Source organism: Acinetobacter sp. UC24323, assembly GCF_024151445.1.
Classification (GTDB): Bacteria; Pseudomonadota; Gammaproteobacteria; order Pseudomonadales; family Moraxellaceae; genus Acinetobacter; species Acinetobacter baumannii.
Window position 1 is genome coordinate 127,295 of record NZ_JAHIBY010000006.1, and the last position, 25,108, is coordinate 152,402.

The following is a 25,108-nucleotide window of genomic DNA, read 5'->3' on the forward strand; positions in this document are numbered from 1 at the left end:
ATGTTCTCCTTACAGAAGTTGTAGGCTGTGTAGCGAGCCTAAAGTTGTTTTAGTCATATCTTCTTCAATACGCTCCCATACATATAAAATTTTGCGACCACCAAAAGGGCGAATGTAATGAATGCCTTCGATCAAAACGCTATCTTTTAACTGATTACGGATAGTACGTTCGTTATAATGGATTCGTTCCGCCAATTCTTTTGTAGTAATATAAGTAAGATTCATGTTTGTATCCTTTTATAAAGTATCACAATGGTGTTATTTAAGACCACAATGCGATAATAAATGCATTTAAGACACTATGCAAGTACTTTATTACACAATGGTGGTAATTAATGATAGTTTGTAACTTGCCAGTGCTTTTGGCAGAGCGAAGAATGAAAGTTGCGGATGTAGTTCGAGCGACTGGAATGAGTAAGACAACATTGCATAAGTTATATAATGGTCAATCGACTCGAATAGATTTTGAGACCTTAGAAAAATTGTGTGTATTACTTAATGTTGAAGTGGGTGATTTATTAAAATTTAAGAAAAATGAAGAGCAGAATGATTGATTAAAATTGAGTTTTTTGATCATAAGTAAATGTTTTAACTATGTATTTTTGGTGACCAAATTTGGTCACCATCAAAATAAAGCAAATAAAAAAATACTAAAATAGATGGAAAAAAGGGAAGTCAAGTGTATGGGGAAGGTGTTCTGATTATCTATACTGAAATTGATTAAAAAAATACCAGAATAGCGAATGAATTGATTCGTATATGATAAAGGGAAGGCACGTTTAGGGCACTTTTGGTCACGCAGCGAGCTTATACAATACTTTTTCTAAAATTTTTAGAGCTTCTTCCAAAGCTGGAACATATAGGTTTTAGAAAAAATATTATTAATAATCAACAAGAAAAAAGCCCCCATCTTTCGATGAGGGCTTTTTGAATCTGGAGCGGGAAAGGAGACTCGAACTCCCGACCCCAACCTTTTAGAGGTCAACGCTATTGCATTGCAAACCTAAAGTTGTGAAGAGTTTTTATTGGACTTTTTATGTATTCATAAAAAAAGCCCCGAAGGGCTTTTTAGTGTTTTTTAAACTTCATCATCAATGAATTCTGGTTGACCACCTCTCGGGTGTTCTTTTTTCTCAAAGGTATGTTCAAGGCTACGTTTTAGCTTTTCAATCGCGCCATGAATTGAAGCGTCAATATTTCCTGCTTTATGGTGCACTGCAACTGGTTTTAAGCCAGAAGGACGTGCTTCGATCATACAGTGGATATCTTTGTCTCCACCTTTGTCCCCATTTTCATCACTAAAATGAACCGAGAAATGTGTAATACGTTCGCTATGACGTTGGAATTCTTGAGTAAGTTCTGCACGTACATAAGTAATTAAACGTTCACTATTATGGATGTTTTTATCTGTGCGGATTTCAATATTCATAAATACCATCCTCTCTTTCTTACTGTGGATCTTTTCTATGCAAAACTTTTTTATGTTGGCATGTTTTAAGCATGCATGAACTGACTTCAATTGTACATTTTGATGGTGTAATGGTTTGTTATCTCCTGACTTAAACGTACTGCTTTTAATTTATTTTGAAGATCTTCATACCTTCAATATCAGTCCATCTATAAAAATATGCAAGCTGATTTTTTAAATTTTTATGAAAAATTGAACAAAAGGAGAGCAATTGTGCCCGAATCTTATCTATCTGGAGCAGAACTTATTGAGCAGATTCAAAAGTCTCCTTATTCACGTGATTTAGTCGGTTATCACGGACAGCCTCCAGAGGTGAAATGGCCTAATAATGCTAAGGTTGCCGTGCAATTTGTGCTGAATTATGAAGAAGGTGGTGAAAAACATATTGAACACGGCGACGAAGGTTCAGAGCAGTTTTTATCCGAGATTATTGGCGCTGCAAGTTACCCAGCCAAACATATGTCGATGGACTCTATGTACGAATATGGTTCACGTGCTGGTTTTTGGCGCATTCATAATGAGTTTCAACGGCGCAAGCTCCCCATGACCATTTTTGGAGTAGCAATGGCACTTGTTCGCAACCCTTATATTGTAGAGGCAATTAAACAAGCCGATTACGATGTGGTTTCTCATGGCTACCGCTGGCTTCATTATCAAGAGAGTGATCTTGAAGTCGAAAAACAGCATATGGAACAAGCTTTATCTGTTTTAGAAAACTTGTTTGAAAATAAAACCATAGGTTGGTACACCGGACGTGATAGCCCCAATACGCGTCAGTTGCTTGCTGAGTTCCCGCAAATACAATACGACTCTGATTATTATGGTGATGACCTGCCTTTTTGGACGACACTTACCGATACGGCGGGTGCGTCACGACCTCATCTGATTATTCCTTATACTTTGGAATGTAACGATATGAAGTTCTGCTCACCAGGTGGATTTAATAGTTCAGAACAGTTTTTTCAATATTTAAAAGATAGTTTTGATGTGTTGTATGCCGAGGGAGAAACTGCACCAAAAATGATGTCTATTGGAATGCACTGCCGTATTTTAGGGCGTCCGGGTCGTTTTAAAGCATTACAAAGATTCTTGGACTATATTGAAATGCATGATCGTGTTTGGGTATGTCGCCGTCAGGATATTGCAGAATATTGGTATAAAAATCACATAAATCAATAATTGATTATTAATTTTCCAACTTCTTAAGCAAATCTCACATCACTCTTGGCACTGTTATTGCTAAAACTCTATCACGACAACGAGTTTAGGAATAACAGTGTTTTTAGCCGAGTTTAATCAAGCCCCGCCCGACCAACTCAAGACTCTGTTAAACAACTGCGTCCATATTCCTGTATGGGCCGAAAAAATTATTTCAGAACGTCCCTACTCATCAACATCAGTACTTTTAGGGTATGCAGAACAATTAAGCCACACATGGTCATGGCAAGAGATTCAGGCCGCATTAGCCACCCATCCAAAAATTGGTGAAAGACAGGCAAAAAAGCAGCTCAATGCAAAGGAGCAAAATTTTTCAGCCCAAGAACAAGCTGGCATTTCCTTAGATGAACAAACACAACAAGCCCTGCTGCAAGGTAATATCGAGTATGAGCAGAAGTTTGGTTTTATTTTTCTAATTAAAGCCGCAGGTCTCAGTAGCGACGAGATTTTAAAAAAACTCCATCAACGTCTTCAAAACAACTTAGCTATTGAAAAAACAATTGTACATGAGCAACTCGCTGCAATTGCTCTATTACGTCTATCTCAGGAAGTACAAGCATGATCAGCACTCATATTTTAGATACGAATTTAGGTAAACCGGCGGCACAGATCGAAGTGAAGTTGTTTCATGCAGCCACTCATGAACTGATAGCGGCTGCAATTACCAACCAAGATGGGCGAGTGAGTGATTTTGGAATAAAAAACTTAGGTAAAGGTGCTTATCAACTTGAATTTGAAGTTGCCCCTTATTTTTCATCACAGCAAATCAAAACTTTTTTCCCCCGTGTTTGTATTCAATTTTTCATAGAAGACACCAATCAGCATTACCACATTCCATTACTGATCAGCCCGTTTGCTTACTCCACTTATCGCGGCAGCTAACTCAAATATAAATAGGAGAAAAATATGAATCATCAGCAAAAGAATACGATTTCTCCAGAGCATGAATATTTAGGAATTTCCAAAAGTTTTGCTTACGGCTTACAGCATGTACTCACCATGTATGGGGGTATTGTAGCCCCGCCATTGATTATTGGAACGGCAGCTGGCTTAAGCGCAGCACAAGTCGGAATGCTCATTGCAGCAGCCTTATTTGTAGGCGGGTTGGCAACTCTCATACAAACCATCGGAACCAAATATCTAGGGGCAAAATTACCTCTGGTGCAAGGTGTGTCTTTTGCTGGTGTGGCAACCATGGTTGCTATTATCACTACAGGCGGTGGTTTACCTGCTGTCTACGGCGCGGTTATTGCCGCATCTCTAATTGGACTATGCCTTGCACCTTACTTTTCAAAAATTATTCGTTTTTTCCCACCTGTTGTGACCGGATGCGTCATCACGATTATTGGGCTATCGCTATTACCCGTTGCGATTCGCTGGATGATGGGTGGCAACAATAAAGCACCTGATTGGGGTAGCGTCGAGAATATCTCTTTAGCTTTGCTGACCTTAGGCATTGTGATTATTCTAAATATGCTGCCACAGGCAAGTATTCGCCGTTTATCAATTTTGTTGGCTATTGTTGCTGGTACTACCCTTGCCTACTTTATGGGTTTTGGAGATTTTAGTCAGGTGAGCTCAGGCGCATGGCTGCAATTTCCACACTTATTTGCATTTGGTTTACCAACCTTCGAGCTTAGTGCAATTTTATCGATGCTAATCGTTACTTTGGTGATTATGACGGAAACCACAGCCGATATTATTGCTGTCGGAGACATTGTAGGAACCCAAGTCGATTCAAAGCGCATCGCCAATGGTGTACGTGCAGATATGTTTTCAAGCGCGATTGCCCCTATCTTTGGTTCATTCATGCAAAGTGCTTTTGCCCAAAATGTTGGACTGGTGGCAATTACAGGCATCAAAAGCCGCTTTGTCGTAGCAGCAGGCGGAGTCATTCTGATTATTTTAGGTCTATTACCTGTTATGGGCCGCCTTATTGCGGCAATTCCTATGCCAGTACTTGGTGGTGCGGGTTTGGTCTTATTTGGGTCGGTTGCAGCAAGTGGAATTCGCACTTTGGCAAAAATTGATTATAACGATCAGAAAAATTTGATTATTGTAGCAACTGCTTTATCAGCTGGGATGATTCCAATTATTAACCATGAATTTTATGCTCATTTCCCAGTTTGGGTACAAACTTTGTTCCATTCGGGTATTAGTTCGACTTGTATCTTTGCTATCTTATTGAATTTGTTATTTAATCACTTACCTTCATTTCGCAGCTCGCGTACCCCTCATTTAAGCCAAACAATAAACACACGAAATACACATTAATGAGTTAGTTTTTTAGCGCCCCACTTCGGTGGGCTTTTTTTAACCGTTGATCAAATTTGGCTTCATTTTTGCTTAAGACCCTGTATCCTTAGCGTGCTTTATTTGGGGGGAGATCATTTAAATGCAATTAAAGCAACTTGCGGCGACTTGTGCCTTGTTATCTGCAACTGCCATGGTTCAGGCAAAACCAATCTGGCAAGATTTTAGCGTGACTGGACTTTATGGTGAAAACTATGAAGTTGTAGATGACAAAGAAACCACCATTACTTTGGAATATGCAGCAAAAGTTAAATATGCTGATGTATTTTTCTTTATGGACCGCATGCGTGGCGAAAATGACCACAAGAGTACTTATTTTGAGTTATCACCACGTTTAAGCTTAGGCGAAGTGTCTGGCAAAAAACTGGCGTACGGCCCAATTAAAGATGTACTCATTAGTACCACTTGGGAAAGTAATAGCGAAAACGGCAATAACTTTGACAACTTCTTGTATGGTTTTGCAGTTGATTTAGATATCCCATATTTCCAATATGCGAATTTAAACTTCTACCGTGCGAACAATGAAAAAACTGACGACGATTATCAAATGACGTTCGTTTATGGCATTCCATTTAAAATCGCATCTGAAGATTTCTTGGTAGATGGTTTCCTAGACTGGTCAACCGCTGAAGGCGACCATGCGAGCGAGTTGAACTGGACAACTCAATGGAAATGGAATGTAGGTAAACACATTTCTCCTGATACACGTCTATACCTCGGTATTGAGCATTCAGTGTGGAATAATAAATTTGGTATTAAAGGTGCCGACGAAAATAACGTCAGTGCTTTGGTTAAATACCACTTCTAAAATTTTTATTTAGAAGATAAAACAGCAAGGAAAACTCCTTGCTGTTTTTGTTTTTAATCGAGTGGATTACCCACAATATTGCTAATAATTCCCTGCATAATATGTCCGCCTTGTTCACGGCGTAGTTCTGCATACCATGCCTGCGTGACCGTTTCATCTTTCATATGCGTTACGTCACAGCGTTTGCGCGCACGAAGCACCAATTCATTGGCACGTTCATTACGCTTGTTTTGATAGCGGCGTAAAGCATCTTCTAGACCCAAAGTGTTAATTTGCAAAGACCGCGCTAAATAAATCGCGTCTTCCATAGCTTGGCAACCGCCTTGCCCAATATCAGGTGTCGTGCTATGTGCAGCATCACCTAAAATCACCACACGACCTTTATAAAACTGTGTGAACGGTTCAATATCATGGATTTCAACCCGATTGGTTTTTTGCGGGTCTAAGCGCTCAATAAGCTGCTGCACTGGTTGACACCAATCAGCAAAATATTGTTTTAAAAGTTTTTTATATTCATCCCGATTATTCTCTAACCCTGCTGGTAAAGGTACATCTAAAAAGAAATAAAAACGTCCATCCGCAACTGGCATCAGAGACGCGCGCTTGCCCTCTCCTACATAAGTCGTCCATTGCTGAGCTGGTGCTAAATCTTCGGATATTTCAACCAGACCATTCCAGTTCACATAACCTGCATAGCGACGTTGTACCTGCTGACCTAACACATAGGCTCGAGTCATTGAATGCGTACCATCTGCCCCTATGAGTAAATCAGCCTGTGTTGAGCTACCATCAGCAAAATGTACCTCTACAAAATCAGCTTTATCTTCAAGGCTGACCATTTTTTTGCCTAAATAAATCTGATCTCGACCAAACTCATCCATTAACATATTTTGTAAATCGGCACGTGCAACCGGATAAGGGCGTTGTCCTACTTCTTCAATTAATGGTCGTAAACTGAATTGTGTCATCACATCTCCAGTTAAACCATCTACATAGGCCAAGTCATCCATTTGTCCACCAAGTTTGGCGATTTTGTCAGTTAATCCCAGATAGTTCAGACATTTCACCCCATTCGACCACAGTGAAATTGCGGCGCCGACCGGAAGAATCTTTTCAGTTTGCTCAAAAATACGAACTTGGTGACCAAATTTCTTTAATGCAATGCCTGTGGTTAGACCTCCCATTCCCGCACCAATAATCACCACATTCATAACACGCTCCTATAGATATTCACCTATAGGGTGCTTATGCTAAAAACATGCCATCGTTCAAAATTTATTTAGCTTTTCCACAAAACTGGCATGCACCATGCTTATATATTTATGTATAAAACTCATCTCAACACGCTCAGTGTGAGTGCAGTTTTAAATGAAAAATCATGTTTTTAACAAGAAATACGGATACTCCATTATGGCAACATTGCACGCTCCAGCTTTTGAACTTCCTGAAATTTTGAATACTAAAACAAATTTGGCAGATGCCCGAATTGGTGCACAAGTAATTGAGTGTTCAGATGATTTCTTTGCAGAAGCAAAGCGTATGCTGCAATTTGAAGCACCTATTTTTGTTGAAGATAAATTTGATGATCATGGCAAATGGATGGACGGTTGGGAGACCCGCCGTAAGCGACATGCAGGCTATGACTGGTGTATTGTGAAACTAGGTGTGAGTGGAAAAATCAGTGCACTTGATATCGATACCACGTTTTTTACAGGAAATTATCCTGCATCTGCATCATTAGAGGCATGTTATGCACCAAATGGTGACCTTACTGGGGTAACGTGGCAGAGTATTTTGGAAAATACAGAGCTAGGGCCGAGTCAACATCATATTTTTATGGTCAATAATGATGCAATTTTCACGCATATACGCCTCAATATTTTCCCAGATGGTGGTGTTGCCCGTTTACGCGTTTATGGTGACGTTCATATTCAGGTGACCGACCACGAGCAGACTCTCGATTTATTGGCGTTAGAAAATGGCGGTCGTGTAATTGCTTATAGCGATGCGCACTTTGGACATCCACGTAATTTGATTAACCCAGGCCGTGGCGTCAACATGGGAGATGGGTGGGAAACCAAACGCCGCCGCGCACCAGGTTATGACTGGTGTATTCTTGCATTGGGTAAAAGCGGAAAAATTGAAAAAATTGAAATTGATACGGCGCATTTTAAAGGTAACTTTCCTGCTGAAGTTTCTATTCAGGCGGTCTACCTTGAAAATGCAACCGATGCACAGCTGATTCCACAAAGTATGTTTTGGTCTTACTTACTTGAAGCCCAACCTATGCAAATGGACCATATTCATGAATATATGAATGAAATTTTACAGCATGAAAAAGTCTCGCATATCCGTATTAATATGATTCCGGATGGTGGTATTAGCCGTGTCCGTTTATGGGGAAAAATTGCCAAGTCATGATCATGAAGAATATTCAAATTCAGCCTTTAACCATTGAGAACTTTCAGCCCTTCGGAGAAGTCATTTGTTGTGACGGGCATGATTTTTTTCATATTAATGATGCACACACCGAACGCTACCATGCGCTCGTCGAAACTGAAATTGAAGGCGAAGCAAAGGCAGGAATTAGTATTTTCCGAAATATTAAGGCCAGTGTGTTACCTATGGAAATTTCAATGCTAGAGCGCCATCCGAAAGGCTCTCAAGCATTCATTCCATTACAGGAACAAAAATTTTTAATTATTGTGGCCCCTGCTTTAGATGAAAATACTCCTGATATTTCAAAACTATGCGCTTTTGTTTCGGATGGCAAGCAAAGTATCAATTATCGGGCAGGTACTTGGCATCATCCTTTGCTTACCTTTGAAGCGCCGAGTGATTTTGCAGTAGTGGATCGAATTGGAGGCGGTGCAAATTGTGATGTTTTTCAATTTCCAGAAGCTATAAAAATTACTGTCTAAATTAAAATAGACAGATCTGTCTATTTTTTAATTTAATAGTAGAACCCGTTGTGATGATTTTCAACAATTTAGATTTACACAAAAAATCCCCGCCATTTGAGCGGGGATTTTTCATTCATTTTTAAACAGTAATATCAGCTAAGTTGCCCTTCTGCTCAAGCCATTGCTTACGGTCTGCTGCACGTTTTTTTGCAAGGAGCTTGTCGAGTAAACCTGCCGTTAAATGTGCATCATCTAGATCAAGCTGAACCAAACGACGGGTGTTCGGATCCATTGTTGTTTCACGTAATTGAATTGCGTTCATCTCACCCAACCCTTTGAATCGGGTAATTTGCGGATTCTTATTGCCTTTAACATTTTTCAAAATGGTTTCAAGCTCTTCATCATCTAGCGCGTAATGGACATCTTTACCAATGTCGATACGGAACAATGGTGGCATTGCTACATACAAATGCCCTTCTTCAACCAATGCTGGAAAATGTTTAACGAATAAAGCGCAAAGCAAAGTCGCAATGTGTAAACCATCCGAGTCGGCATCGGCCAAAATACAGATTTTGCCGTAACGTAATTCAGATAAATCATCACTACCTGGGTCTACACCAATTGCAATCGCAATGTCGTGAACTTCCTGAGAAGCAAGTACTTCATCTGAAGAAACTTCCCATGTATTTAAGATTTTTCCACGAATTGGCATGATGGCTTGAAAGTTCTTATCACGCGCCTGCTTGGCACTACCGCCCGCAGAGTCACCCTCGACAATAAAGAGTTCACTTTCTTCACGTGTTTGGCCCACGCAGTCTGCCAACTTACCCGGTAAAGCCGGGCCAGAAACAATCTTTTTACGCTCAACTTTTTTTGCAGCTTTTAAACGTCGTCCTGCTTTAGAAATTGCCATTTCAGCAAGTTGCATGGCAATTTCAGCATGCTGGTTGAGCCAGAGCGCAAACGCATCTTTAGCAATGTTTAAAACAATATTGGCAGCTTCACGACTCGAAAGACGCTCTTTGGTTTGACCAGAGAACTGTGGTTCTTGGAACTTAAGCGATAAAATATAGTTCACGCCATCCCAAACATCTTCAGCCGAAAGTTTAAGATTACGTGGTAATAAATTACGTAACTCACAGAATTCACGTAGCGCTTCGGTCACTCCCGAACGCAAACCGTTCACATGAGTACCACCTTGTGCAGTTGGAATCAGGTTGACATAACTTTCTTGAACCTGTTCGCCACCCTCTACATTCCAGCAAATCGCAAATTCACATGCCGCACGGTCTGCTTGCCCACTGCTTACAAATGCAGGGTTTGGTAGAATTTCACGGTCTTGCAATTCATCCATCAAATAATCGACAAGGCCATTTTCAAATTGCCATTCGATTTTTTCATCATTAATTTGATCGATATAAGTGATTTTTAAACCAGCAGCTAAAACAGCTTTGGCTTTTAAATTATGTTTAAGTGCTTTTAAAGCAAATTTTGGGCTATCAAAATATTTGGCTTCAGGCCAGAAACGTACCGTAGTTCCTGTCGCACGTTTAGGTGCTTTACCTTCTAACACCGCTAAAGGTGCAACAGGTTCGCCTTGCTCAAAGGCCATCTGGTATAAATTACCCTGACGCTGAACTTCTACTTCAACACGTGTAGATAAAGCGTTTACAACCGAAATCCCCACACCATGTAAACCACCTGAAAACTGATAGTTATCAGTACTAAACTTACCACCAGCATGCAGCTTGGTTAAAATGATTTCGATACCACTTTGGCCATATTCAGGGTGAATATCGACTGGCATACCACGGCCATTATCTTCAACCGATAACGAACCATCTTTATAAACCGTGACACAGATTTTGTCGGCATGACCGGCTAAGGCTTCATCGACAGCATTATCAATAACTTCTTGGGCTAAATGGTTAGGACGAGAAGTATCGGTATACATCCCCGGACGACGACGAACAGGGTCTAAACCGGAAAGAACTTCAAGCGATTGAGCCGTATATTGTGTCACGTTGTACGTTTTCCTTATTTGATGGTGTGCGCAAAGAATTCGATCACTAAGGGTAATTTTTCTTCAAAATCTTCCATGGCATGATTGCCATGAGCATCCGTCAAAATCAATGAGGATGGTGTTGCAGCACTATAATAGCGTTGTGCTTGACGATAATCCAAAATTTCGTCGCCTTGTTGCAACAAGACGAGTATTTTGTCAGCATTTTCAGGCTGTTTCAGTTCCAGTTGTTCTAACTGTCGTAACTGAACATGATCAATTGACCATTGATCGTTCACCTTATAAGGCATGCTTTCAACTTGAAATAACTCATCAAACAGCTTCCATGGTTGCATAGCAGGGTTAATCAGTACAGCCGGAATATTATATTTCGCGACAAAATATGTCGCAAAAAATCCACCAAGACTACTGCCGACTAAAGCCACCTCTTGTAAAGACTCAATCAGCTCTGAAACCTGTGCTACTACCTGTTCCGGAGATCTATTTAAATCTGGCAAATGCACATTTATGCCCAATTCGCTACAATACTGCTTAAGGCTGAGCCCTTTAATTGAAGAAGAGCTACTATTAAAGCCATGGAGGTAGATAATATTCATATATTTTCCCTCTAAATTGAGAATAAACTCACATTTTTGTTCTCAGTTTGTATATAAAAACACTATTGTCAGACAAGAAAAACCACTCAACTTACCATTCATCAGTATTTTAAAAACATGTGTTATTTAAACTACTAAGATGGAAACGTTAGCTGCCGTTCATAAAAAGTACAGCTTAAAACGTCGGTTATAACGTAAATGGGGAAAAGATATGCCGAGCTTAACACCGTTACATGAAACTTATTGTAAATGGGATCGTACGCCACCTAGTCAGGCCGACGTACTAGAAGGTTTAGCTCAACTGTTCAGTACCAGCTTAAATGGTGTACATGAATTAATACAAGTCATTAATATTGAAGTATTAAAAAATGCTTTTGGTATTAGCGCCCAAAATGCTAAAAATTTCCAAAAACGGCCTTCTGTCCAAAAGGCATATCAGTTTTCTTATGGTGCCTTACAAAAATATGGTAGTTGTTTTTTAGCACCAGGGTTACGTCGTATTATTGAAAAATTTCCAACCCTTCATGAGAAGCCATTAACGCCAACCCTTCATTTTTTAGTAGGAGTGTTAAATGGTATTTTCGGAGACTATCTGCTTAAACAACATAGTCCCCTCGCCTTGCCAATGGTTCTATACGACCACTACGGTGCAATCCAACAAGGCGAACTTGCAGGCCGTATTGTAATTTTAGTTCATGGTTTGTGCATGAACCATCTTACTTGGTCAAATGCACATTATGGCGGGATTGGTGAGCGTCTGTTAGCGCAGCGTGATCACAACACGATGCTGTATTTAAATTACAATACAGGCCGCCGTATTTCAGCCAATGGCCGCAGTTTCTCAAATTTATTAGAAGATTTAGTACAGCGTAATCCAAGAATTACCAGCATTGATTTAATTGGTCATAGCATGGGTGGATTAGTTTCCCGTAGCGCACTGTTTTACGGTAAACAAAATATGTACCAATGGATTCATATGGTCGAAAACCTCGTCTGTATTGGATCTCCCCACCACGGTGCAGTACTTGAGCGTTTTGGATTTGCACTACAAGATCGGCTAGGCGCTTTTCCATTTGTTGGCCTAATTGGTCAGCTGGTTAACATCCGTAGTAATGGGATTTTAGACCTACGCCATGGTAGTGTTCGAGATGATGACTGGGAATACATGGATGCCCGTATTGGTATGATGGATGACAACCGTGCTCCGGCTCCTCTACCTTCCCATATCAATACCTTTTTAGTGGCAGGAACACTCGAGTTTGAAAAGGTGCGTAATAAAGCGCTTACTGTGATTGGCGATTACTTAGTCAGTGTGAAAAGCGCACTGGGCGAACATCCAAATCCACGTTTTCAGCTTAAAGTTCCAGACTCACATAAAGCGGTGTTTTATGGCTTAAATCACTTTGAAATTCAGTATCACTCAAGTGTTGCCGAACAGATTACTCGTTGGTTATATCCTCATGTGAATGATTATGTGCAAGACGGTATTCAAACCCATATTATTGATATGCCGAACTATACGCTCGAAGATTTAGAAGGAATTGTAGAGACTTAAAAAAAGCCCAACTTTTGTTGGGCTTCTTCTAAATTGTATAGTTTACAATCATTTAAATCTGTCATAAATTTTATATTTAGAAATATTCTTAATCGATGTTTCCTTATGTAAATATCCATTTAAGACAGATATAATATTTATATCTTCCCCTATTTTACCGCAAGACAAATTTACGTCGACAGAGTCCTCTATTTTGAATCCTTCTTTAATTTTTTTTTGATCTAATGCTCTTGAGTAAGCAAATGAATTATTAGGACTATAAATCATAATAAGATCAGTTTTATTATTTTTCATATCAGCCCAATAAATATAATAGTCTTTAGTTTTATACTGGATATGGCTACATGAACCAGTAGAAATCCAATTTTTATCTTTTAGATTAAATCCTATTTGTTTTACTAGTTTTTTATTTTCTAGGCTAAAACTATCATCCCAGACATCAGAACATTGGACGTCTGGCAGCACACTCACTTGTACTGCTGGTTTACTCCAATACTTCATACATTCTTTCGCACTTTCTGCATATAAATTTATGCTATTTAATAAAAGATATATCATTACTGCTATCTTTAATAATTTCATTATTAACTTAGACCTTTATTCTAAAATTTTCAAAAAAATTTACTACTATCTTACATTCAAGCTTATCTTATATTTTAGAAATCAAATAATATTTTTAGATAGCATTCAAGTTAGCTAAAACATTTTACCCTCCACAATCAATCATTTTATTATTCACAAGCTTTCTTGATTATTTTATTAAAGTATAAACTAACACCATTTTTATCAACATCTGCTAACATTGCTACTAAATGTAGCTGTCCTTGATCATCAAAATATGACCTTTCTTGAAATGAGTTATATATAGCAACATCGATTGGAACAATATTAAATTCTTTGTTTTTCAAATCAACGATCATTTTTTTATTTTTATTAAAAAGTTTTCTAGCATAAATAAGATTTCGTTTAGAGTCACTTTCAACTAGGCAATTATTATTTTTATCTAAAGTAATAAACTCTTTAGTCTGATCTTCCTGTGTTTTACTTATAAAAAAGTGATATTGACATGGTGAGCCACAACTACCATAAGCATGAAAAATATTTTCATTTACTTTATCAACCTCCGGGTATCTCATGTCTCTTAAAATAAAATTAGTTTTATTATCAGCGTTTTTTTACGACATCACAATATTCTTGATCATGCCCTTTACATTTCAATTCAACATTAAATGTATCTTTTGCATAGATGGTCGATCCAATAATAAATCCACAAAAGGTAAGAGCGAATATAGTTAGCTTCGTAATATAAAAAAGGTAAAATTTTATAATTTTATTTTTTAAATCTTTAAGCACGTTTATGCTTTTCTCTATAACCATGAACACTAATCTCTTAATTATCAAAAGACTCAATTTTCCAACCAAAAAATTAATTCTGATACTTTTTTTAACACTTACACTAGACCTAAAAGAAAATTAGTATTTCTATAAATTAAAGGCACTAAATAAATTATTTCTTATCACCACCACAAGGATTTTTTATTTTCTTTTTAACCAATATTTCCCCATAATCATTTGCAATTAAATTTAAACTACCATCAGGTGAGAAAAAACTCTCCTCCTTAAAATAACTATAATAATCAAATCTTTGTAACAACCCATTAAATTCTTTAGTTTTTAAATCGACAATTTTTCTAGGCTTATTTGTAAACAATTTTCTAGCATAAATGACTTTTTTCTGACTATCACTTTCAATTAAACAATTATTTTTATTATCAATAGTAATAAATTCGTCTGTGGAATCCTCTTTATTTTGACTATAGAAAAGCGTAACTAAACATGGAGACCCACAAGATGTTTTCACTTTATATAAGTTTTTATTTATTTTTGAAATATTTAAAAGTTTGACATCTTTTATAACTATTTCATTCTTACTATTTATAGTTCTCACAATGTCACAATTAGAACTATATTCATCCTTACATTTTGCAGAAACTACAAAAGTATCATCATTTGCATATATATTAAAACTAAAAATAATTCCACTTAATAAAAAAATTGATATAAAAGTCTTTTTCATATTAAATCCTGTAACTTCCCTTATCTTTCGTTTAAATATTTCAATCATGTTCTATCCTATAACTACTTCCATCAACATCTTCATCACTTAGGTATTAAAACCTTTATCTTAGATATGCCGAGCCATATGCTTAAATGTTAACAATGAACTGTAAAGATATATAAAAAGTGAACTTATGTTAGGCTTTTTTATAAAATTTTAAAACTTTTCTTACTTTTTTTAAATATTAAAAAATAGAAAAGGTTATAAAGAACCCTATATCAATTATTTATCCTTATAAAATAGATTATCTTTGATATCTAAAACTTCATCGGAATAAAGATAATATTTTCCTTTCTTAAAGACTACTTTTCCTAACTTTTCACCAGTTTGAACTTTAAAGAAATATAGTTCGTTATTTTTCTCTTTCACTTTACATATATAAGATTTATCAACCTGAAAGCCAGCAATAGAATACTCACACTTTTTGGGTGTTAGCGTTAAAACCGATTCTATCGTCGCAACATTACCACCCGGCAACTCTTCTGAACTATAATAATGATAAGTACCATTCCACTTATCTGCATTTGCAAATGTGGTAACAAAAAGAGCCAGCAATAATAAACAAAAATTTTTCATTTAATTAATTTATAAATAATCAAGTCAAACTATTATAACCAAATTACAATACAATAAAATATTTTATTGTTTTATAAATCAACTATTAAAAATACTCTTTTTGAAAATTAATTCTTACCACAATTACCAAATCTAGAGAAATATATGAAAGAAATTGTTGTTTTTGACTTGGATGGGACATTACTATCGGGTGACTCTACAAAGGCATGGTTAACAGATAAATTGAAGTCTAATATTTTTAGATTTATCGCTGCACTTATTGTTACACCCATCGCTTTACCTCTTATGAAATTTAAGAAATATAAATCTAAAGGCGCTTCATTGTATTTATGGATTGCAACGTATAGTTTGAACGAAGAAGAATTAAAATACAGCTTTAAAAATTTCTCTAATAATATCAAAAACTCTCCCTCCAGTTCATTATATTGGTTTGAGCAAGGTATAGCCGAAGTTAAAGATCATTTAAACAATGGAAGAATTGTGTTTATTGCCACGGCTGCACCAGAAAAGTTAGCGAGCATTTTACTCGAGTCTACCAATCTAGATGTACGAATTATTGGTACTCCTTTACAAAATAAACTAGGAGGATGGGTAAGTGGAACACATTGTAGGGCTGAAGAAAAAGTAAAAAGATTGAATAAGCTTGATATCAAACAACCTTGGTTTGCAACATACAGTGATGATATTGATGATGGCTTACCTATTTTGATGGGCGCCAAAAAGCCCTACTTAATTAATAGTGATAACAACAAAATTAAAAATATTAAAATCAAAAATTTAAAGCTATTAAATTGGTTTTAAAGTTATGATATGAGTATTGTTTATATAAGCTTTCTACCGACTAAATAAAGATAGTATAGGCACTTTTATTACTAAAAGTGCCTATAAAAGTGATTTTTACCGGTTAATCTGGCACTAAATTAAATATAATTACACACTTAAGAATTAAGTAAAATATTAAAGCTCTATTTTATTTGATGAATTTGCATAAAACCTTCATTGCATTCTAAAGTTGAACCTTTTAAATTCTCACATTTAATTTTATTACCTTTTGTTAATCTAAATTTAAAACCATCATTAACTTTATAGCCTGATTTAAATTCTTTTGACATCACTCCCCAAACAGTAGGATTGTTTTGAACATATATAGAATTTATAGTATAAATATTTAAAGAATCATCCAGAGTAATTTTCTTTATATGATTTTGATCAAGAAAATTATAATCATATTGACCTTTTTTATTTGGTAAAACACTTGTATCCATTAGTTTAACAACAGCAATTTCTTTTGCTTTTTTATTAAAAATATAAAATTTATTTATGATATAAAAATCACCTCTTAATACATTTTCCGTATATTCCACAAAACCAATAAAATTATTATCTGAAAAATATGATGAAATAATATATCGATTCAAACCATATATTTTATTATTATCCAAAGTATATATATTATTTCCTTTCCTCAAAAGAATACTATAAGAATGAGCATTTTCATCACTAGAATTAAAAGAATTTTCTTTAGTTAGAATTTCATAATCTTGATCTATTTTTACAGATTGACCAATTTCATTAATACTTTGATATCCTTGAGAAATAAAACTATTTGAATCATCATATAGAATAATATTTTTTGCTTGAGAAAGGTCTGGTATTAATAAAGCTAATATTAAAAATAATTTACTTCTAGACATCTAATATACTCAATTTATCGACATAACATTATTGAATTTAAATCAATTATTTATTCAAGCTTATAGTTACAAACTCATATAAAGTAATGTTTTTAGTTTAAAGTATTCTTAAATTCAGTACCACTTAATTTTTCTAAAAAATACTTGTTAGCAGTTTCCTCATGTACATAATTATGTGCAAGAAGGTATTCAAACTCATAATTAATGAATTGAACTATACATTCAAAGATTTGGAAGGGATTGTAAAGACGTAAAAGAAGCCCAACTTTTGTTGGTCTTCTTTAATTAATTGGCTTTTGTAGAGGGAAGAAAATATTTTTAAATTTCAACTTTCCAAGCTTTATTGGCAACTACTTTTCCATTTTTCATATTTAAAACAATGTTATAAGCTGCTGTACCACCATTATTAAAAGTATTTAAAATATAAATATTATTATTTAAATAATATATTTTAAAATCAGCAAGCTCATTCTTGCCTCCATCGACACCATCTTTAGGGAAAAAATATTGCTCGAGCTCAGTTCTACTGATTTCTATTCTGTTATCTTTTTCTTTAACAATAATTTTATCAAGTTGTAAAAAATTATTGTTAGGTAAGCTACCATCTGTACCAAAGAACTTTTTATCATTAAAATACTTATATTCACCTTTAAAAGTTTTATAAAGTTTAGGATCTAAAATAGCTTTTTTTGCATACACTTCTACTATTATATTTTTATCACTATAAACAGCTTTTTCTCTAGAATATTGAGATAGTTTAATAGAAGTGTAACCACCAAAACTATTTATTCTATTTTTATAGACAAATCCAGTTACACCATTACTTGCATTAACTAAACAAAAATTATTAGTCTCTTCATCCATCACACAAGAAACAATTTCATTATTATTTAATTTGGTTGTAACTTTCGAACTTAAACTTGAATTTTCCCTTACATTCACATACCCATCTTTATCTTGAATAAAACCAAAATCAGCATATGAAGCCTCAGTAGATCCAATCATGAAAGTGGTAAAAACTATAAATTTAAGATATTTAGTCATTCGGTATTAACTTTTATTAATAAGAAAATATTTTCAATATTACCAATTATTTATAAGCAGCAAAAAATTATATTAATTTATTACTGCTTATAAGAATATATTTATATTAAAATATTTCTATTTTAAAAAATATGAATACATATCATTATTTTCAATTTTCGAAACAATATTTTTATCACCCTTTCTCTTTTCAATAATATCTTTAATTAAAAAAAGTTTATTTTTATCAGGAATCAAGGAAAAAGAATATTGAATTGGGAAATTCTCATAATTAACTTTTCCAGTTAAAGTAAAATCTTCAGTTACTTTCTGAAAATCATATACCACTTGATATGACTTATCTTTTTTATTATACTTTATAGATGATAATTTTGTAAATTTCATTGAAGCATCATTTAAACTTCTTAATTTAACATTTATTGATAAAAATGATGGATTGTATATTCCTAAACTTTTTTTATTAAATACATATATATCACTTTTAAATTTTTTTGAATCATTATTGGATACAGGATTTGTATAACTTTCAATTGAAAAAATAGAAATATTATTATCATTATAAATAATACTAGTACCAATTGCTCCAACATCTGAAATAACAAAAGGAAGTTTATACTGACTTTCCCCTAATAGAATTTTAGGTTGATAGCTTATAAAGTAATAATTCTTTCCTTTTATTTCATTATTATTATTCAAAACCGGATTTAGTAAAACTGTAACTTCGCCATATGGAACAGTAATGATATTTTTTTTCAAATCTACATTTTTGCTGACATCAGTATATATAAAGGAAGAATTTAAAACACTCCGGTACCCTAATTTGACATTTACTGGCTGATCTTGATTATTTTCTATATTAAACTCAGCATTAGCAGCATTAGTCCAAGCTAACATACCAATTAAAAAAAATTTAAACATGCAGTTTTCTCAGTTTACAAAAAATATTAATCTTTAAATTTAAAATTTACATCAGTCAACTGAACATACTAGTTTCATCTCTTTAAGATTATTATCTGTTGTATAATTAATTGCAAAATTTAAATTTATTAAATCTTCTTTTCTAAAGATTTTCGGAACTATATTCCAAACATTTTTACCGTTAGTAACGAATGCCAAATTAAATTCCGGAACTTTATTATTATTCATATCAATCTGATATTCCAAAGAAAATCCGTCTTTTTTCTTACCAACAATATTATATATACGTGGCTCCTTTAACCCTTGATCACAAGCTTGATATATATAAATTTTGTTTTTTAAAATTTTAATTGTACTTTCACTACAATAACATTCACCTGTTTCTAACTCTTTCACAATACCATTTGTGTATTTAAATGGTTTTATTAGGTTTCCCTCTAAACTATCAAGGTCCAGATATGACTTTTTCAAATCTTTTATTTTAGAATTATTAAAATCACTTAAACATTTATAGTTTTCACTACTTGCTTCTTTCCCATTAAATTTACATTTTAAATTTCTATTTTTCAACCAAGAACGTTGAGTATCTACCAGATACTTAACTTCATTTTTATTATCACTGATATAGCTTTTTATATCTGAATATATACTATTCAGATCATGCTCACTATTACTATATATTGTTTTCTCGTCTAATCGTTGTGGTTTATAATCTGCAGCATTTGAGTAAATACATACGCTGGAAACCAATAAAAAATTATAAAATTTAATAAAACTAGTTCTCACTATATGTACCTTCAATAAAAATTAATAAACTCACCATGTGTAGGCGTATCAAATTTAACAGTAACAATATTATCTATTGCTTGTAGTATACTAAATTTACCTATATCATCTTGTGCATTACTTAAAATATTAAAATTTATATTGCACATGCTATTTAAATTACTTCTACACTCATAATCTTTTACTAGCATATTTGTTAATTGATTAGCAAAAAACCTAGAAATAGTTTTTCTATCAGCACTCTCAATAATTTTCTCACCATCTGTAGGATAATTTTTATACAAGTTTGTGATTAATTTTTTGAGTCTTTAAAATATTTATCATCATTACTTGCATTTGTAACACTACATAAAATAGATAGAAAAATAAATGTAAATAATTTGTATTTCATAAATTATACCTAAGCTGATAACCTATTTTACAAGAAAAAATTATAAAAAACTTCGCAACATTTTTTATTTTTCATTTACATTTTTTTGAAACTAATAGGGGAACATTTACTCTTTAAATATCTTCCTCGTGAAAAATACTTTGATATTTATGTAACAATAAAAAATATTACTAATTTTTTAAAAGGTTCATTAAAAATTTCTCTCTGTACCCCAACTATTGGGGTACAATCAAAGTATATATTAGTCTAATTTAAGTCCTTTTTTTATTTTAAATTTTTCTTTAAAATTTTACCATTTTTATCTCTATAACTTATTACGCCTGAACTATCAATTGAGTAGTAATCTCCTATTTTTTCCACTTTTAAATCAGGCTTTATTTTTATTAAATAAAATTCAGAACTAGAACTTTCATCTGTATCAATATATTTTTCAGCAATAGAATAAAAGCTATCTTTGAATTGAGGTAGGAATCTAAATGTATTTATATTTAACGAATCCACTTTTGTGTCATTAAGTACATTTATAAAATCAGGAGATATTTTTTCTAATTCAGAGAAAGAGTAAGCCCGATTATTAGAATTTTCAAGTTGCGTACATTTCTTAGCTGAGTTCTTCTCCCTACATTTAGAAAAAAAATCTGACGAAATTGGTAAATTGAGTTTTTTTATCACATTATTAGAACTAGAATTATTATATTTATTTATGCCTTTATCTATTTCAACTCTAGATTTAAAATCAAAACTTCCATTGCTATATGTATAACAAGTTTTGACTGCGCTATAAGAATTCCGATATTGATTAAAGTCACCATTTAAACAAAATGAATTACTATCAGACGAGAATTCTATAGGTTTGATATTTGACATCACACTTAATGAAGCAGGGAATGTGAAAACCTTAAACTTTTCTAAATCAATAACTGCAAAATATAAATAGTTTTTTTCTTTAAAATTCATTAAAATTTTGTTTTTATCAAAATTCGATATTTTGTTTTTTAAAATATTATTATAATCTTTTAATCTTTCTTTGGAACAAAAATCCACCTCATCATAATCGATTGAGCAGTCCTTGACATCGATTTTATTGATATCCTTAGCTACAGATGTATTACTTGAGTATCCTAAAATTAATAAAACTACAAGTATAGTTGAGCTAACAGATACATTTTTCATTTTTTCACCATTTAGTCTATTTTTACAGATCGGCCAATTTAATTAATATTTTATATGCTTAAAAAAATACTATTTAAATCACCATGGAGAATAATATTTTCCCTGTGAAATTTTTGGCACTAACAGAGCTGATATTAAAAAATACTTTTTTAAATATATATCTAATCTCATCACTTTTCTTTACTTAAAGATAATGGGTTTTTAAGCAAATGGTATGGATCAAAATGCCCCACCAATCCTCTACTATCTTGATCCTTTGCTGGTAATGATTTATTACCTTTCCCATGATCTTTCAAATACCAAACATCAAAACTTTGATCCTTTTCTAATTCGATCACTAACAATAAATATTTCCACAAAATTCAATCTCCCTTAAATCTTAAAGGATTGCCAATCTCAATTTATACTTCTTGACTTAAATAGCTGTAAAATAAAAAAGGGAATTCTATCTTTAAGATAATATTCCCAAGTTAACTTGATTTTAAAAACTATCAGACTATTATTTCTAAATAAGACGAATGACCTATTAAAATTTATTTAACAATATAGATTAATCCTCATAGCAACTTATATAATCTTTAGAAAACAATCCAATAGAATCAATTTTACCTTGGTGATTAGCAGTGTAAATATAATAAGAATCAGAGTGCTGTGAGAGAAATTTATATTCATAATAGCTACCTCCCTCTTCCGCATCCATTTTTTTTGTTTTGGTAATATTTTTCAGCTTCAATAATTTTTTTTCATTTTCTCCAACGCTTATTCCATTAGCATCTATAGCATTAGGTTTTGTTGTATTTATTGCTGTTACCACTCCTCTTTTATCAACATCTACATTAGTTTGGTTATCATTAATAATAAGATTTTTTGATTTTTCACAATCTTTTACATTACTAATATCTTTATAATTTTGCACTATTATATTATTTTTATTTTTTTTAAAAACATCATCAAACTTATCTCCTAAATGAATACCATCAAGTTGATTAAAAGCTAAATTACTATTACTTAAAGCATGAACTTCTTTTTCTGCACATCCAGCAAAAAAAAGTATCAGCACAAATAAACTCTTTTTTTTCATCCTCAAATATCCTCTATATTTGCTAATAATCCTTGCATATGCAAATGATTATTATGTCTTGGCTTTTTGCTTTTTAGTTGAAAACACTTTGGAAAAATATAATTATGCTCTACACCTGCTTTAGCATTAGTGAAATATTCACTTATCATTAATTTGGATTTCCCCCATCCAAAGCTTATGAAATTATTTATTAGCTCTAAACTTCTTTGGTGGTCATACATTTCATCCTGTAAAGTCACAGCTTTAGCTTTTTTATCTTTTCTAAGATATCTTATATCTCCCGCTTCTCCATTAATATGGGATGCGCTCTCTCCGGGCGATCCATTGACTGTACTAAAACCATTGAATGAAATATCATCATAGCCCGATTTGCATAATCCACCTAAAAAAGCAGCCATTTCCACACTAGCAAGATAGTATCTTTGCTGTCCACTATTCATTAACATTTTATATCCGACATCACCCTGACGGTACGATGAGAAAGGTCGGACATCTATTAAGAAAATATTACCATTACCTAGTACATCCTTTTTTTCCCATCTCTTAGCAACTACATATCTCGATTTTCCTAAATTATGGGATTTCCCTTTTTGATCATAATAAATAAACTCAGCAAAACCTGTTGCAGCTTTATTCTCTCTTTTTATTTTCCCATTATGATAAATATGAAATCTAGTTGTATCACTTGTAATACTAGCTTGATTACTAACAGTTGTTAATGGCTTACCTCCATTTTCAGTATAAGTATTACTTTGTTTTACTTCATTTTTATTATTTTTCTGAGTTTTAGCTTGATCAGCTTGTTTTTTGGCAGTTTCCTCCTGCTTTTCTTTCTGATGCTTATTTAAATTTACATTTTGCTTCTGTTTTGCATCATTAGCTTCATATGCTTTTGAAGCATGAACCGCACTCCCATTCACTGTAAAAGCTTTTGTTACAGTATTTTTTTCAACTCGACTTAATATTAAACTTTTTCCCTTTATACCGAAGCCAAAAACAAATCCTGTTAACATTCGAACATTCAGTATACCGCGGCTATCTGTCCTTTTAGAGATTTCTCTACCTCTGTAAAAAATACTAAACAAAGTATTTGGAACAGGTTTATTATCCTGAGTTACTGAAATATTAAAAGAATGTACAGGAAGACTTACTTTTACAGTTTTATTTTTTAATGCTGCATTTGCTGTAAAATGATGTATAACTTGTTTATGTCCAGTACCCTGTACAGAAACTTCAATGTCTTGGCCTATCTCTGCAATAATATTTTGCTTGACCCCATGACTATCAGCAGTATGCTTTTTAATATTACCTTTATACGTAATAAAAAAATTCATATTAGAGATTGCTTTACCAGAGTCACCTTCAACTATTTGAATATTAAAGTCTACATCTTTAGATGAAGAGTCTTTCTCTTTTTCCGGAGCAGTAGAAGGTTGTGATTTTTCATTTCTTACTTCTTGTGGTGTTTTATTAGTTTGCGGTTTTGGTTGTGGTGTACTATTTTTTTCTAGAGTTGCTGGATGACTTGAAACCTTAAAATCACTTAGAATTGCTTTTTGTTTTTCATTTGCTTTTTGAATAATAGTATTTGACTCTTTTCCGTCAGCACAAATTTTTATTTCTGTATTGGGACTTCTAACAATAACAGGTAAATTACCATTCTCATCGCTCTTAACTTTAACCTTTGTTTCTCCAGAAACATATTTACCCTTATTTTGAGAAACAATTATTACTTCTTTATCCTTTAATTCCAAACCTAAATTATCTTTTAATGTAACGTAGATTTTTCTATTACAACATTGCTCCAAATCAAACCCACCAAAATTTTCAATATATTTTTTAATGTGGGTTCCATTACCATCTGTTTGTTTTTTACCATGAAATTTTGGGATTCCTAAGAAAGCTCCTAGTCCCCCTATTCCAACAAGATGCATACCAGCTATTGCACCCGATTCTGTTATTTCTATATTTTGAATGGTTGTACCGAAATATTCATTAAAATTATTATTTCTAAGTTGATTACATAAATATTTAATCCATTCCTTGATAATTTCATATTGAATTTCAGGATGCTTTAAAAAATCTTTTTTTGAATTTATATTTCTTTTTCCTGACCATTTCCCTACCCAGTTATTTGAATTAAATTGATTTTTCCAACTTATACGCAAAGAGGAATTCTTATCTGTATTTTTAATATCGGTATAGGATATACCTTGATCTCCTAAATAATATCCTAAATCATATAAGGCTTCTTCACCCCATTGGAATAATCCTATAAATCCCATTTCATTTGTTATACTGGCTGCTTCCATATTTATAGGGTGTGTTAAGGGTAGTAGTAAATTTGATGATGATTCTTTAAAACTAACAGCTTCAATAAATCCAGCTAGATTAGTCTCAAAACTTTTACTATCTTTTTCAAATTTAATCGTTTTTTTCATA

27 protein-coding genes are annotated in these 25,108 nt (G+C 33.4%); 10 read left to right on the top strand and 17 right to left on the bottom strand.

What is annotated here, in order from left to right:
• Positions 1-9 precede the first annotated feature (9 nt).
• A complete protein-coding gene (locus KNQ97_RS09910) occupies positions 10-225 on the bottom strand; it encodes a hypothetical protein (RefSeq protein ID WP_004985715.1) in 216 nt (71 codons plus the stop codon).
• A gap of 110 nt (positions 226-335) precedes the next feature.
• Between KNQ97_RS09910 and KNQ97_RS09915 the strand changes: the two genes are divergently transcribed.
• A complete protein-coding gene (locus KNQ97_RS09915; protein WP_010588955.1) occupies positions 336-554 on the top strand; it encodes a helix-turn-helix transcriptional regulator in 219 nt (72 codons plus the stop codon).
• Positions 555-1,078: 524 nt separating this feature from the next.
• On the opposite strand, the gene KNQ97_RS09920 is transcribed toward KNQ97_RS09915, so the two are convergent.
• A complete protein-coding gene (locus tag KNQ97_RS09920) occupies positions 1,079-1,429 on the bottom strand; it encodes an HPF/RaiA family ribosome-associated protein (RefSeq protein WP_001019316.1) in 351 nt (116 codons plus the stop codon).
• A 252-nt stretch (positions 1,430-1,681) separates the two neighbouring features.
• On the opposite strand from KNQ97_RS09920, the gene puuE reads away from it, so the two are divergent.
• The 5 genes from puuE (at position 1,682) to KNQ97_RS09945 (ending at position 5,807) form a co-directional block, all read left to right on the top strand.
• Entirely contained in the window at positions 1,682-2,647 is a 966-nt protein-coding gene (puuE, locus tag KNQ97_RS09925; RefSeq protein ID WP_174757667.1) for an allantoinase PuuE, read from the top strand.
• Positions 2,648-2,744: 97 nt separating this feature from the next.
• Positions 2,745-3,248, top strand: coding sequence for a 2-oxo-4-hydroxy-4-carboxy-5-ureidoimidazoline decarboxylase (gene uraD, locus KNQ97_RS09930; protein ID WP_000477669.1), 504 nt, complete (start codon positions 2,745-2,747; stop codon positions 3,246-3,248).
• Positions 3,245-3,568 carry a hydroxyisourate hydrolase gene (gene uraH, locus KNQ97_RS09935; protein ID WP_002068956.1) on the top strand — a complete coding sequence of 108 codons (324 nt, stop codon included), beginning with the start codon at positions 3,245-3,247 and terminating at the stop codon, positions 3,566-3,568. The genes uraD and uraH overlap by 4 nt, the downstream gene beginning before the upstream one ends.
• A 24-nt stretch (positions 3,569-3,592) precedes the next feature.
• Positions 3,593-4,960 carry a nucleobase:cation symporter-2 family protein gene (locus KNQ97_RS09940; RefSeq protein WP_078202421.1) on the top strand — a complete coding sequence of 456 codons (1,368 nt, stop codon included), beginning with the start codon at positions 3,593-3,595 and terminating at the stop codon, positions 4,958-4,960.
• Between the two features lie 121 nt (positions 4,961-5,081).
• Positions 5,082-5,807, top strand: coding sequence for an outer membrane protein OmpK (locus tag KNQ97_RS09945; protein WP_001176274.1), 726 nt, complete (start codon positions 5,082-5,084; stop codon positions 5,805-5,807).
• Positions 5,808-5,860: 53 nt separating this feature from the next.
• Here the strand turns inward: KNQ97_RS09945 and hpxO are convergent, their stop codons facing one another.
• Entirely contained in the window at positions 5,861-7,018 is a 1,158-nt protein-coding gene (gene hpxO, locus KNQ97_RS09950; protein ID WP_031999740.1) for an FAD-dependent urate hydroxylase HpxO, read from the bottom strand.
• A gap of 199 nt (positions 7,019-7,217) precedes the next feature.
• On the opposite strand from hpxO, the gene alc reads away from it, so the two are divergent.
• Positions 7,218-8,228, top strand: coding sequence for an allantoicase (alc, locus tag KNQ97_RS09955; protein ID WP_052796282.1), 1,011 nt, complete (start codon positions 7,218-7,220; stop codon positions 8,226-8,228).
• Complete coding sequence (locus KNQ97_RS09960) at positions 8,225-8,728, top strand: ureidoglycolate lyase (RefSeq protein ID WP_253612197.1); 504 nt, start codon at positions 8,225-8,227, stop codon at positions 8,726-8,728. The genes alc and KNQ97_RS09960 overlap by 4 nt, the downstream gene beginning before the upstream one ends.
• Before the next feature lie 121 nt (positions 8,729-8,849).
• Here the strand turns inward: KNQ97_RS09960 and parE are convergent, their stop codons facing one another.
• Entirely contained in the window at positions 8,850-10,733 is a 1,884-nt protein-coding gene (gene parE, locus KNQ97_RS09965) for a DNA topoisomerase IV subunit B (RefSeq protein WP_000195974.1), read from the bottom strand.
• Positions 10,734-10,747: 14 nt separating this feature from the next.
• Entirely contained in the window at positions 10,748-11,329 is a 582-nt protein-coding gene (locus KNQ97_RS09970; protein ID WP_001021725.1) for a YqiA/YcfP family alpha/beta fold hydrolase, read from the bottom strand.
• Positions 11,330-11,540: 211 nt separating this feature from the next.
• Between KNQ97_RS09970 and KNQ97_RS09975 the strand changes: the two genes are divergently transcribed.
• Positions 11,541-12,884, top strand: a complete 1,344-nt coding sequence (locus tag KNQ97_RS09975) for an alpha/beta fold hydrolase (RefSeq protein ID WP_001139636.1) — start codon at positions 11,541-11,543, stop codon at positions 12,882-12,884.
• A gap of 48 nt (positions 12,885-12,932) precedes the next feature.
• Here KNQ97_RS09975 and KNQ97_RS09980 read toward each other — a convergent pair whose 3' ends face one another.
• From KNQ97_RS09980 to KNQ97_RS09995, 4 genes are all read right to left on the bottom strand, one after another.
• Positions 12,933-13,466, bottom strand: coding sequence for a hypothetical protein (locus KNQ97_RS09980; protein ID WP_000770991.1), 534 nt, complete (start codon positions 13,464-13,466; stop codon positions 12,933-12,935).
• A 149-nt stretch (positions 13,467-13,615) separates the two neighbouring features.
• Entirely contained in the window at positions 13,616-14,020 is a 405-nt protein-coding gene (locus tag KNQ97_RS09985) for a hypothetical protein (RefSeq protein ID WP_228153825.1), read from the bottom strand.
• 371 nt (positions 14,021-14,391) lie between these two features.
• A complete protein-coding gene (locus KNQ97_RS09990; RefSeq protein ID WP_000569740.1) occupies positions 14,392-15,009 on the bottom strand; it encodes a hypothetical protein in 618 nt (205 codons plus the stop codon).
• Positions 15,010-15,225: 216 nt separating this feature from the next.
• Positions 15,226-15,579 carry a DUF5991 domain-containing protein gene (locus KNQ97_RS09995; RefSeq protein ID WP_000787570.1) on the bottom strand — a complete coding sequence of 118 codons (354 nt, stop codon included), beginning with the start codon at positions 15,577-15,579 and terminating at the stop codon, positions 15,226-15,228.
• Positions 15,580-15,723: 144 nt separating this feature from the next.
• Here KNQ97_RS09995 and KNQ97_RS10000 point away from each other — a divergent pair, with 144 nt between their 5' ends.
• Positions 15,724-16,380 (top strand): haloacid dehalogenase-like hydrolase, encoded by a 657-nt coding sequence (locus tag KNQ97_RS10000; RefSeq protein ID WP_103235928.1) that lies wholly within the window; start codon positions 15,724-15,726, stop codon positions 16,378-16,380.
• 164 nt (positions 16,381-16,544) lie between these two features.
• Here KNQ97_RS10000 and KNQ97_RS10005 read toward each other — a convergent pair whose 3' ends face one another.
• The 8 genes from KNQ97_RS10005 to KNQ97_RS10040 form a co-directional block, all read right to left on the bottom strand.
• On the bottom strand, positions 16,545-17,273 hold the full coding sequence (locus KNQ97_RS10005) for an RND transporter (protein ID WP_103235929.1): 729 nt from the start codon (positions 17,271-17,273) through the stop codon (positions 16,545-16,547).
• Positions 17,274-17,591: 318 nt separating this feature from the next.
• A complete protein-coding gene (locus tag KNQ97_RS10010) occupies positions 17,592-18,317 on the bottom strand; it encodes an SH3 domain-containing protein (RefSeq protein WP_253612167.1) in 726 nt (241 codons plus the stop codon).
• A gap of 117 nt (positions 18,318-18,434) precedes the next feature.
• Positions 18,435-19,235 (bottom strand): hypothetical protein, encoded by an 801-nt coding sequence (locus KNQ97_RS10015; protein ID WP_253612168.1) that lies wholly within the window; start codon positions 19,233-19,235, stop codon positions 18,435-18,437.
• A 51-nt stretch (positions 19,236-19,286) separates the two neighbouring features.
• The gene (locus KNQ97_RS10020) at positions 19,287-20,021 is read right to left on the bottom strand and encodes a lysozyme inhibitor LprI family protein (RefSeq protein WP_253612170.1); all 735 of its coding nucleotides are present in this window, start codon (positions 20,019-20,021) and stop codon (positions 19,287-19,289) included.
• Between the two features lie 655 nt (positions 20,022-20,676).
• Positions 20,677-21,585: a hypothetical protein gene (locus KNQ97_RS10025; protein WP_000800314.1), complete on the bottom strand. Its 909-nt coding sequence runs from the start codon at positions 21,583-21,585 to the stop codon at positions 20,677-20,679.
• A 170-nt stretch (positions 21,586-21,755) separates the two neighbouring features.
• Positions 21,756-21,944 carry a hypothetical protein gene (locus KNQ97_RS10030; protein ID WP_000266124.1) on the bottom strand — a complete coding sequence of 63 codons (189 nt, stop codon included), beginning with the start codon at positions 21,942-21,944 and terminating at the stop codon, positions 21,756-21,758.
• Between the two features lie 191 nt (positions 21,945-22,135).
• Complete coding sequence (locus tag KNQ97_RS10035; RefSeq protein ID WP_103235933.1) at positions 22,136-22,666, bottom strand: hypothetical protein; 531 nt, start codon at positions 22,664-22,666, stop codon at positions 22,136-22,138.
• A gap of 2 nt (positions 22,667-22,668) precedes the next feature.
• Positions 22,669-25,107 carry a hypothetical protein gene (locus KNQ97_RS10040; RefSeq protein ID WP_253612171.1) on the bottom strand — a complete coding sequence of 813 codons (2,439 nt, stop codon included), beginning with the start codon at positions 25,105-25,107 and terminating at the stop codon, positions 22,669-22,671.
• Position 25,108 lies beyond the last annotated feature (1 nt).

What these genes read in the sequence shown, in the direction of transcription:
- KNQ97_RS09945 (WP_001176274.1), top strand. Translation starts at nt 5,082, where the DNA reads ATGCAATTAAAGCAACTTGCGGCGACTTGTGCCTTGTTATCTGCAACT.
- KNQ97_RS10010 (WP_253612167.1), bottom strand. Translation starts at nt 18,317, where the DNA reads ATGACTAAATATCTTAAATTTATAGTTTTTACCACTTTCATGATTGGA.
- KNQ97_RS10000 (WP_103235928.1), top strand. Translation starts at nt 15,724, where the DNA reads ATGAAAGAAATTGTTGTTTTTGACTTGGATGGGACATTACTATCGGGT.
- KNQ97_RS09985 (WP_228153825.1), bottom strand. Translation starts at nt 14,020, where the DNA reads ATGAGATACCCGGAGGTTGATAAAGTAAATGAAAATATTTTTCATGCT.
- KNQ97_RS09995 (WP_000787570.1), bottom strand. Translation starts at nt 15,579, where the DNA reads ATGAAAAATTTTTGTTTATTATTGCTGGCTCTTTTTGTTACCACATTT.
- KNQ97_RS09910 (WP_004985715.1), bottom strand. Translation starts at nt 225, where the DNA reads ATGAATCTTACTTATATTACTACAAAAGAATTGGCGGAACGAATCCAT.
- KNQ97_RS09970 (WP_001021725.1), bottom strand. Translation starts at nt 11,329, where the DNA reads ATGAATATTATCTACCTCCATGGCTTTAATAGTAGCTCTTCTTCAATT.
- uraH (WP_002068956.1), top strand. Translation starts at nt 3,245, where the DNA reads ATGATCAGCACTCATATTTTAGATACGAATTTAGGTAAACCGGCGGCA.
- KNQ97_RS09960 (WP_253612197.1), top strand. Translation starts at nt 8,225, where the DNA reads ATGATCATGAAGAATATTCAAATTCAGCCTTTAACCATTGAGAACTTT.
- KNQ97_RS10015 (WP_253612168.1), bottom strand. Translation starts at nt 19,235, where the DNA reads ATGTTTAAATTTTTTTTAATTGGTATGTTAGCTTGGACTAATGCTGCT.
- KNQ97_RS09980 (WP_000770991.1), bottom strand. Translation starts at nt 13,466, where the DNA reads ATGAAATTATTAAAGATAGCAGTAATGATATATCTTTTATTAAATAGC.
- KNQ97_RS09990 (WP_000569740.1), bottom strand. Translation starts at nt 15,009, where the DNA reads ATGATTGAAATATTTAAACGAAAGATAAGGGAAGTTACAGGATTTAAT.
- KNQ97_RS09975 (WP_001139636.1), top strand. Translation starts at nt 11,541, where the DNA reads ATGCCGAGCTTAACACCGTTACATGAAACTTATTGTAAATGGGATCGT.
- KNQ97_RS10005 (WP_103235929.1), bottom strand. Translation starts at nt 17,273, where the DNA reads ATGTCTAGAAGTAAATTATTTTTAATATTAGCTTTATTAATACCAGAC.
- KNQ97_RS09920 (WP_001019316.1), bottom strand. Translation starts at nt 1,429, where the DNA reads ATGAATATTGAAATCCGCACAGATAAAAACATCCATAATAGTGAACGT.
- KNQ97_RS10025 (WP_000800314.1), bottom strand. Translation starts at nt 21,585, where the DNA reads ATGAAAAATGTATCTGTTAGCTCAACTATACTTGTAGTTTTATTAATT.
- KNQ97_RS10040 (WP_253612171.1), bottom strand. Translation starts at nt 25,107, where the DNA reads ATGAAAAAAACGATTAAATTTGAAAAAGATAGTAAAAGTTTTGAGACT.
- KNQ97_RS10035 (WP_103235933.1), bottom strand. Translation starts at nt 22,666, where the DNA reads ATGAAAAAAAAGAGTTTATTTGTGCTGATACTTTTTTTTGCTGGATGT.
- KNQ97_RS09940 (WP_078202421.1), top strand. Translation starts at nt 3,593, where the DNA reads ATGAATCATCAGCAAAAGAATACGATTTCTCCAGAGCATGAATATTTA.
- hpxO (WP_031999740.1), bottom strand. Translation starts at nt 7,018, where the DNA reads ATGAATGTGGTGATTATTGGTGCGGGAATGGGAGGTCTAACCACAGGC.
- alc (WP_052796282.1), top strand. Translation starts at nt 7,218, where the DNA reads ATGGCAACATTGCACGCTCCAGCTTTTGAACTTCCTGAAATTTTGAAT.
- KNQ97_RS09915 (WP_010588955.1), top strand. Translation starts at nt 336, where the DNA reads ATGATAGTTTGTAACTTGCCAGTGCTTTTGGCAGAGCGAAGAATGAAA.